Origin of the sequence: Kitasatospora sp. NPDC059827 (assembly GCF_042731675.1) — a bacterium.
Classification (GTDB): domain Bacteria; phylum Actinomycetota; class Actinomycetes; order Streptomycetales; family Streptomycetaceae; genus Kitasatospora.
In genome coordinates this window covers 21,292-28,237 of sequence record NZ_JBHWIV010000103.1, presented here as the reverse complement: position 1 = coordinate 28,237, position 6,946 = coordinate 21,292, and the positions used below count along the sequence as shown (strand labels likewise).

At 72.2% G+C, this 6,946-nt stretch carries 7 protein-coding genes; 4 read left to right on the top strand and 3 right to left on the bottom strand.

Annotated features, from left to right (window positions below; genetic code table 11):
* Positions 1–88: 88 nt before the first annotated feature.
* Both ACFV8H_RS36695 and ACFV8H_RS36690 read right to left on the bottom strand, forming a co-directional pair.
* Positions 89–760 (bottom strand): potassium channel family protein, encoded by a 672-nt coding sequence (locus ACFV8H_RS36695; RefSeq protein ID WP_375893042.1) that lies wholly within the window; start codon positions 758–760, stop codon positions 89–91.
* On the bottom strand, positions 760–1,428 hold the full coding sequence (locus ACFV8H_RS36690; RefSeq protein WP_375893044.1) for a potassium channel family protein: 669 nt from the start codon (positions 1,426–1,428) through the stop codon (positions 760–762). Before ACFV8H_RS36690 ends, ACFV8H_RS36695 begins: the two co-directional genes overlap by 1 nt.
* A gap of 241 nt (positions 1,429–1,669) precedes the next feature.
* Here ACFV8H_RS36690 and ACFV8H_RS36685 point away from each other — a divergent pair, with 241 nt between their 5' ends.
* On the top strand, positions 1,670–3,751 hold the full coding sequence (locus tag ACFV8H_RS36685; protein ID WP_380408476.1) for an APC family permease: 2,082 nt from the start codon (positions 1,670–1,672) through the stop codon (positions 3,749–3,751).
* A gap of 383 nt (positions 3,752–4,134) precedes the next feature.
* Positions 4,135–5,448: a class I SAM-dependent RNA methyltransferase gene (locus tag ACFV8H_RS36680; protein WP_380408480.1), complete on the top strand. Its 1,314-nt coding sequence runs from the start codon at positions 4,135–4,137 to the stop codon at positions 5,446–5,448.
* A 165-nt stretch (positions 5,449–5,613) separates the two neighbouring features.
* On the opposite strand, the gene ACFV8H_RS36675 is transcribed toward ACFV8H_RS36680, so the two are convergent.
* Positions 5,614–5,808 (bottom strand): hypothetical protein, encoded by a 195-nt coding sequence (locus ACFV8H_RS36675; protein ID WP_375893047.1) that lies wholly within the window; start codon positions 5,806–5,808, stop codon positions 5,614–5,616.
* A gap of 377 nt (positions 5,809–6,185) precedes the next feature.
* On the opposite strand from ACFV8H_RS36675, the gene ACFV8H_RS36670 reads away from it, so the two are divergent.
* Together ACFV8H_RS36670 and ACFV8H_RS36665 are read left to right on the top strand one after the other, a co-directional pair.
* Complete coding sequence (locus ACFV8H_RS36670) at positions 6,186–6,422, top strand: toxin-antitoxin system HicB family antitoxin (RefSeq protein WP_270146936.1); 237 nt, start codon at positions 6,186–6,188, stop codon at positions 6,420–6,422.
* Complete coding sequence (locus ACFV8H_RS36665; RefSeq protein WP_375893049.1) at positions 6,419–6,847, top strand: fic family toxin-antitoxin system, toxin component; 429 nt, start codon at positions 6,419–6,421, stop codon at positions 6,845–6,847. Before ACFV8H_RS36670 ends, ACFV8H_RS36665 begins: the two co-directional genes overlap by 4 nt.
* Positions 6,848–6,946: the final 99 nt, after the last annotated feature.

The following is a 6,946-nucleotide window of genomic DNA, read 5'->3' as shown; positions in this document are numbered from 1 at the left end:
ACGCACCCCCTGACGGGGGTGCGGGCCCTCGGCCGTACTCGCGTTCGCTGCTGCGCGCTGCAGTGCGGTGCGTTCGCCGTGCGCCTGCCTACTGGGCGCCGGAGGTCGCCGACAGGAGCTGCTCCAGCTCCTCCTCGCGCTCCTGCGCGGCCACGAAGAGCAGCTCGTCGCCGCCCTCCAGGGTGTCGTCCTTGGCCGGCACCAGCACCCGGCCCTCGCGGATGATGCTCACCAGCGCGGTGTCCGGCGGCCAGGTGACGTCGCCCACCCGGGTGCCGACCAGCTCGGCCTCGCCGGCCAGGGTCAGCTCGACCAGGTTGGCGTTGCCCTGGCTGAACCGCATCAGGCGGACCAGGTCGCCGACGCTGACGGCCTCCTCGACCAGCGCGGACATCAGGCGCGGGGTGGAGACGGCCACGTCCACGCCCCAGGACTCGTTGAAGAGCCACTCGTTCTTCGGGTTGTTCACCCGGGCGACCACCCGCGGCACCGCGTACTCGGTCTTGGCGAGCAGCGAGACGACCAGGTTGACCTTGTCGTCACCCGTCGCGGCGATCACCACGTGGCAGCGCTGCAGCGCCGCCTCGTCCAGTGAGGTGATCTCGCAGGCGTCGGCCAGCAGCCACTCCGCCATGGGCACCCGCTCCACCGAGATGGCGTTCGGGTTCTTGTCGATCAGAAGGACCTCGTGACCGTTCTCCAGCAGCTCGCCCGCGATCGAGCGACCCACGGCACCGGCCCCGGCAATGGCGACCCGCATCAGTGACCCTCCTCCTTCGGCCCCTGCGCGAACGCGGCCTCGACCGCCGTCAGGTCGGCCCGGCGCAGCATCACGTGCACCAGGTCGCCCTCCTGCACCACCATCTGCGGCGAGGGGAGCATCCCTTCGCCGAGCCGGGTCACGAACGACACCCGGGCGCCGGACGCCTCCTCCAGGCGGCCGATCCGCTGCCCCACCCAGTCCGGGTGGTACGCGACCTCGGCCAGCTGCACGCTGCCGCTCGGGTCCTGCCACAGCGGCTCGGCGCCGCTCGGCAGCAGTCGGCGCAGCATCTGGTCGGCGGTCCAGCGGACCGTCGCCACGGTCGGGATGCCCAGGCGCTGGTACACCTCGGCGCGGCGGGGGTCGTAGATCCGGGCCGCGACGTTCTCGACGCCGAAGGTCTCCCGGGCGACCCGGGCAGCGATGATGTTGGAGTTGTCGCCGCTGGAGACGGCGGCGAAGGCGCCGGCCTCCTCGATGCCCGCCTCGCGCAGGGTGTCCTGGTCGAAACCGACCCCGGTCACCCGGCGCCCGTTGAACCCGGCGCCCAGCCGGCGGAATGCGGTCGGATCCTGGTCGACCACGGCCACCGAGTGGCCCTGTTTCTCCAGCGTTCTCGCGAGGGCCGAGCCCACGCGGCCGCAGCCCATGATGACGATGTGCACCGGCGCTACCTCACCCGTCCCGAAGGGGTCTTGACCTGCGCAAACACCGTTCATCTCCCTTTCCCGCCCGGGCGTTCCGGGGCGAGGGTTCTCGTGGGGCGTCGGCCGGACTCCGCTCGACAACCAGAGTGTTGCCCACCGACTCGTATCCGACACGCTAGCCGGTCCACCGAACACAGTCGCGACGAAGGGGGGGATAAACGGCGCAAGCCGCGTCGGGATACCCCTACGATTCCTTAACGTGCCTATGCCGACTGACCTTCCGAAACGCCTTCTGATCGGGCGCGCCCTGCGCAGTGACAAGCTCGGGGAGACGCTCCTCCCCAAGCGGATCGCGCTGCCCGTCTTCGCCTCGGACGCGCTCTCCTCGGTCGCGTACGCCCCTGAGGAGATCCTGCTCACGCTCTCCATCGCGGGCGTCTCGGCGATCCACTTCTCCTGGCAGATCGGCCTCGTGGTGGCGGTCGTGATGCTCGCCGTCGTCGCCTCCTACCGGCAGAACGTGCACGCCTACCCCAGCGGGGGCGGCGACTACGAGGTGGCGACCGTCAACCACGGCCCGGCGGCCGGACTGGTCGTCGCCGCGGCCCTGATGGTCGACTACGTGCTCACCGTCGCCGTGTCCACCACCTCCGGCGTCGCCAACGTGGTCTCCGCCGTCCCGGCGCTGCGCGGCCACGAGATGATCGTCTCGGTGGTCGTGGTCGTGGTGCTGATGGGCATGAACCTGCGAGGGGTGCGCGAATCCGGCTCCGCCTTCGCGGTGCCCACCTACGCCTTCATGGCGGGCGTGATCGGCATGGTCGGCTACGGGGTCTTCCGGCACTTCGTGCTCGGCCAGTCCATGCCCGCCGAGAGCTCCGGCTTCCACCTCGCCGCCATCCCCGGCAACGACTCGCTCGGCGGGGTCGCGCTGGTCTTCCTGCTGCTCAAGTCCTTCTCCTCCGGCTGCGCCGCGCTCACCGGCGTGGAGGCGATCTCCAACGGCGTGCCCGCCTTCCGCAAGCCGAAGAGCAAGAACGCGGCCACCACGCTGCTGATGATGGCGAGCATCGCCGTGGTGATGTTCATGGGCATCATCTGGCTGGCCCGGCTCACCGGCGTGCAGATGGCCGAGAACCCGGCCGAGCAGCTGGTCGGCTCCGGCCCCGACTACCACCAGAAGACCGCGCTGGCGCAGATCAGCGAGGCCGTCTTCAACAACTTCACGCCCGGCTTCTACTTCGTCGCCGCCGTCACCGGCCTGATCCTGGTGCTGGCCGCCAACACCGCCTTCAACGGCTTCCCGGTGCTCGGCTCGATCCTCGCCCAGGACCGCTACCTACCCCGCCAGCTGCACACCCGCGGCGACCGGCTCGCCTTCTCCAACGGCATCATCCTGCTGGCCATCGCCGCGATCCTGCTGATCATCGCCTTCGACGCGGACCCGACCCGGCTGATCCAGCTCTACATCGTCGGCGTCTTCGTCTCCTTCAACATGAGCCAGTCCGGCATGATCCGGCACTGGACCCGGCTGCTGCGCACCGAGACCGATCCGGCGAAGCGGCGCCACATGCAGCGCAGCCGGGCGATCAACGGCTTCGGCCTGGTGATGACGATGGCCGTGCTGATCGTCGTCCTGGTCACCAAGATCGGCCACGCCTGGATCGCGATCGCCGCGATGGCGGTGCTGTTCGTGATGATGAAGGGGATCCGGCGCCACTACGACCGGGTCTCCACGGAGCTCATCGCGGCCGAGGAGCCGGACGACGTGGTGCTACCCACCCGGGTGCACGCCATCGTGCTGGTCTCCAAGCTGCACAAGCCCGCGCTGCGCGCCCTCGCGTACGCCCGGCTGGCCCACGCCCACACCCTGGAGGCCGTCACCGTCAACGTCGACCCGGCGGACACGGCGGCGCTGCGGCGGGAGTGGGACGAGCGCGGCATCGAGGTGCCGCTCAAGGTGCTGGACTCGCCGTACCGCGAGATCACCGGGCCGGTCCTGGACTACGTGAAGAACCTGCGGCGCAGCAGCCCGCGGGACGTGGTCGCGGTCTACATCCCGGAGTACGTGGTCGGCCACTGGTACGAGCACCTGCTGCACAACCAGAGCGCGCTGCGGCTCAAGGGGCGGCTGCTGTTCAAGCCCGGGGTGATGGTCACCTCGGTGCCGTGGCAGCTGGAGTCCTCGGAGCGGCGCAGGCCGCAGAAGGCCTGGTCGGCGCCCGGATCCGTCCGTCGTGGCGAGCCGAGGGCGCCGAAGGCCGTAAAGTCGAAGGATTCCGCCCGTGCCGGTGCCGACACCGGTGCCACTCCCGACCGCAGCAAGGACTCCTCCCAGTGACGCGCAACACTCCGCCCCGCTCCTCCGGCGCCTCCGGCAAGGGCAAGGGCGCCCGTCGGGGCGGCTCCCAGCCCGGGCAGGTGGCCCGGCCGCGCTGGGGCAAGCCGCACCGGCCGGAAGCCACCGACCGTGAGGGGCTGACGGCGCGCACCGCGCCGGTCGTGCCGGGGGAGGCCCCGGAGGAGAAGCCCGTGCGGGCCGCCAAGCCGGCCCAGGGCGAGAAGCCCGCCCGGGGCGAGAAGCCGGCCCGCGACGGGAAGCCCGGCCAGGACGGGAAGGGCGCGGCCGGGGCCGCGCGGAAGGCACCGCGCAAGCAGGCGGTGCGGCCGCCGAAGGCGCTGCGCGGCGCGGCCGCGGGAGCGGCGCGACCTCAGCGGGCGCAGGTGCCGTCCGGGGACCCGCTGGTCGGCGAGCGCTACGAGGTCGAGGTCGGCCCCGTCGCGCACGGCGGCGGGCACTGCGTGGCCCGGCACGAGGGGCGGGTGCTGTTCGTCCGGCACGCGCTGCCCGGCGAGAAGGTGGTCGCGCAGGTGACCGAGGGCACCACCACCTCGCGCTTCCTGCGCGCGGACGCCGTGGAGGTGCTGGAGCCCGCCAAGGACCGGATCGAGGCCCCCTGCCCGTTCGCCGGTCCGGGCAAGTGCGGTGGCTGCGACTGGCAGCACGTCACCCCCGGCGGGCAGCGCAAGCTCAAGGCCGCGGTGCTGACCGAGCAGCTGGCGAAGCTCGCCGGGCTGACCCCGGCCGAGGCCGGCTGGGACGGCAGCGTCGAGCCGGTCGGCGGCAAGCTGCCGCCCGGGCAGGTGCCGGCCTGGCGCACCCGGGTGCAGTACACGGTGGACGCGGAGAGCGACAAGGTCGGTCTGCGCAAGCACCGCTCGCACGACGTCCAGGTGATCGACCGCTGCCTGATCGCCGCCGAGGGCGTCACCGAGCTCGGCATCGAGTCCCGGGACTGGCCGGGGGTGGCGAGCGTCGAGGCGATCGCCGCGAGCGGCTCCTCGGACCGCCAGGTGGTGCTGACCCCGCGCGACGGCGCCCAGCTGCCGCTGGTCGAGCTGGACAAGCCGGTGTCGATCGCCCGGATCGACGACCAGGGCGACGCGCACAAGGTCCACGGGCGCGGCTTCGTCCGCGAGCGGGCCGCCGGGCGCACCTGGCGGATCAGCAACGGCGGCTTCTGGCAGATCCACCCGGAGGCGCCGGACACCCTGGTCGACGCGGTGCTGGACGGTCTGGACCCGCAGTGGGGCGAGAGCGCGCTCGACCTGTACTGCGGCGTCGGCCTGTTCGCCGGCGCGCTGGCCGACCGGGTCGGCGAGGACGGCGCGGTGCTCGGCATCGAGTCGGCCAAGCAGGCCGTCGTCGACGCCCGGCACAACCTGGCCGCGCTGGACAACGTGCGGATCGAGTGCGACCGGGTCGAGACGCTGCTGCCGCGCACCGGCATCACCGCCACCGACCTGATCGTGCTGGACCCGCCGCGGGCCGGCGCCGGACGCGAGACCGTCGCGCACCTGGTCGGCCTGGAGGCCCGCCGGATCGCGTACGTCGCCTGCGACCCGGCGGCGCTCGCCCGGGACCTCGAGTTCTTCCGCGAGGGCGGCTACCGGCCGGTCTCGCTGCGGGCCTTCGACCTGTTCCCGATGACCCACCACTTCGAGTGCGTGGCCATCCTGGAGCCGGCCGGGGCCTGAGTCCGGGCCTGCCGTAACGGCTGAGGAGGCGGCACCCCGTACGTCACGGGGTGCCGCCTCCTCGGCGTTGTGCGGGGCGGGCGGGTGGTGCTTCCAGGGCTGCTTCCGCGCCTGCTTCCGTGCCTGCGTCCGGGGCTGCTTCCGTGCCTGCGTCCGGGGCGCGCGCTACTCGTTGTGCTCCTCTTCGTCGGCGCTGTGCGGAAGGTCGATGCCGTGCTGGGCGGCGAGCCGTAGGAGCGAGGCGATCCGGCCCTCGTACGCCTGGACGCCGTCGGCGTCCCCTTCGGCCCGGGCCGCCGCGAGGTCCTGCCGGGCCTGGGCGAGCTGCTCGCGCAGCTCCTGGTCGAACATGGCTGTCATTGCCGGCCTCCACAAAACCGGTCGGTGCCGCTCGGGGAACGCTCAGGAGAGTTCAGAGTCCCGGATGGTGCAGGACTCTTCAAGTCAGGCCCGGTCGGGTCGGGGGTCCGTGCCGGGCCCGTGTGCGGCGGTGGGGTCTCCCGGCGGCGGGCACGGACGGGGCCGGGTGGCGGAGGGCGTGGCGGGGTAGGGAGCGGATGGGTGAGCGGCTCGGCGGCGTCCGCCGGGCGGTTCGGTCGGCGGTTCAACCGGTGGTTCGGGTGGCGCTTCGGTTGGCGCTTCGGTGACGGAGGGGTTGCGTGGGGGCGTGCGGCAGGTGTGCGGGCGGTGTGCGTGCGCCCTTGTTGTGCTAGCACTTCGGCGCTAGCTTGAACGGCATGGGCAAGAAGCAGCTGAACGTCCGAGTGGACGCCACGACCGCGGAGATGGCCCGGGAACGGGCGGAGCAGCAGGGGATCAGCATGAACCAGTACATCGAACGCCTGGTCCAGCAGGACATGGGTGAATCGGGACGGGCCTTCATCGACGCCGCCGCACAGTTCATGAAGGAGTACGAGACGGCGTTCCTCGCCGAGTTCGGGGAGTCGGGCGAGCTCCAGGACGTGCGCCGTTGAAACTGGAGGTCGACCTCTCGTGGCTGCTCATGACCGCCGAGCAGTACACGCCCGGTGACCCGCAGGTCACCGACTACGGCTCGCTGCTCGCGGCCGTCACCCGGCACCAGGCCGAGATCTTCGACATCTCCGTCTACCCCGAACCCCAGGACCGCGCGGCCGCGTTGATGCACCAGCTGATCCGGGTGCCGGCCCTGGAGAAGACCAACGAGCTCTTCGCGACCGCCGTCGCCTACGCCTACCTCGTCGCCAGCGGCTGCACCGTCGCCACCACCGCCCGCGAGGTGCGCAGCCTCTCCCGGGCCATCCGGGAAGGGCGGTTGGGGGTGTCCGGGGTCGCCGAACGGCTGTCGGCCTGGGTGGTCGACGAGGCCGAGGGGGAGGGCGTCACGGGGGCGGAGGAGGAGGACGAGGACGACGACTGAGCCGCGTCCCCGTCCGGTGCCGGTGCCGGTGCCGGTGCCGGTGCCTGGGCTGGTGCCTGGGCCTGGGCTGGCGCCTGGGCCGGCGCCTGTGCGGGTGGT

What these genes read in the sequence shown, in the direction of transcription:
- ACFV8H_RS36695 (WP_375893042.1), bottom strand. Translation starts at nt 760, where the DNA reads ATGCGGGTCGCCATTGCCGGGGCCGGTGCCGTGGGTCGCTCGATCGCG.
- ACFV8H_RS36675 (WP_375893047.1), bottom strand. Translation starts at nt 5,808, where the DNA reads ATGACAGCCATGTTCGACCAGGAGCTGCGCGAGCAGCTCGCCCAGGCC.
- ACFV8H_RS36670 (WP_270146936.1), top strand. Translation starts at nt 6,186, where the DNA reads ATGGGCAAGAAGCAGCTGAACGTCCGAGTGGACGCCACGACCGCGGAG.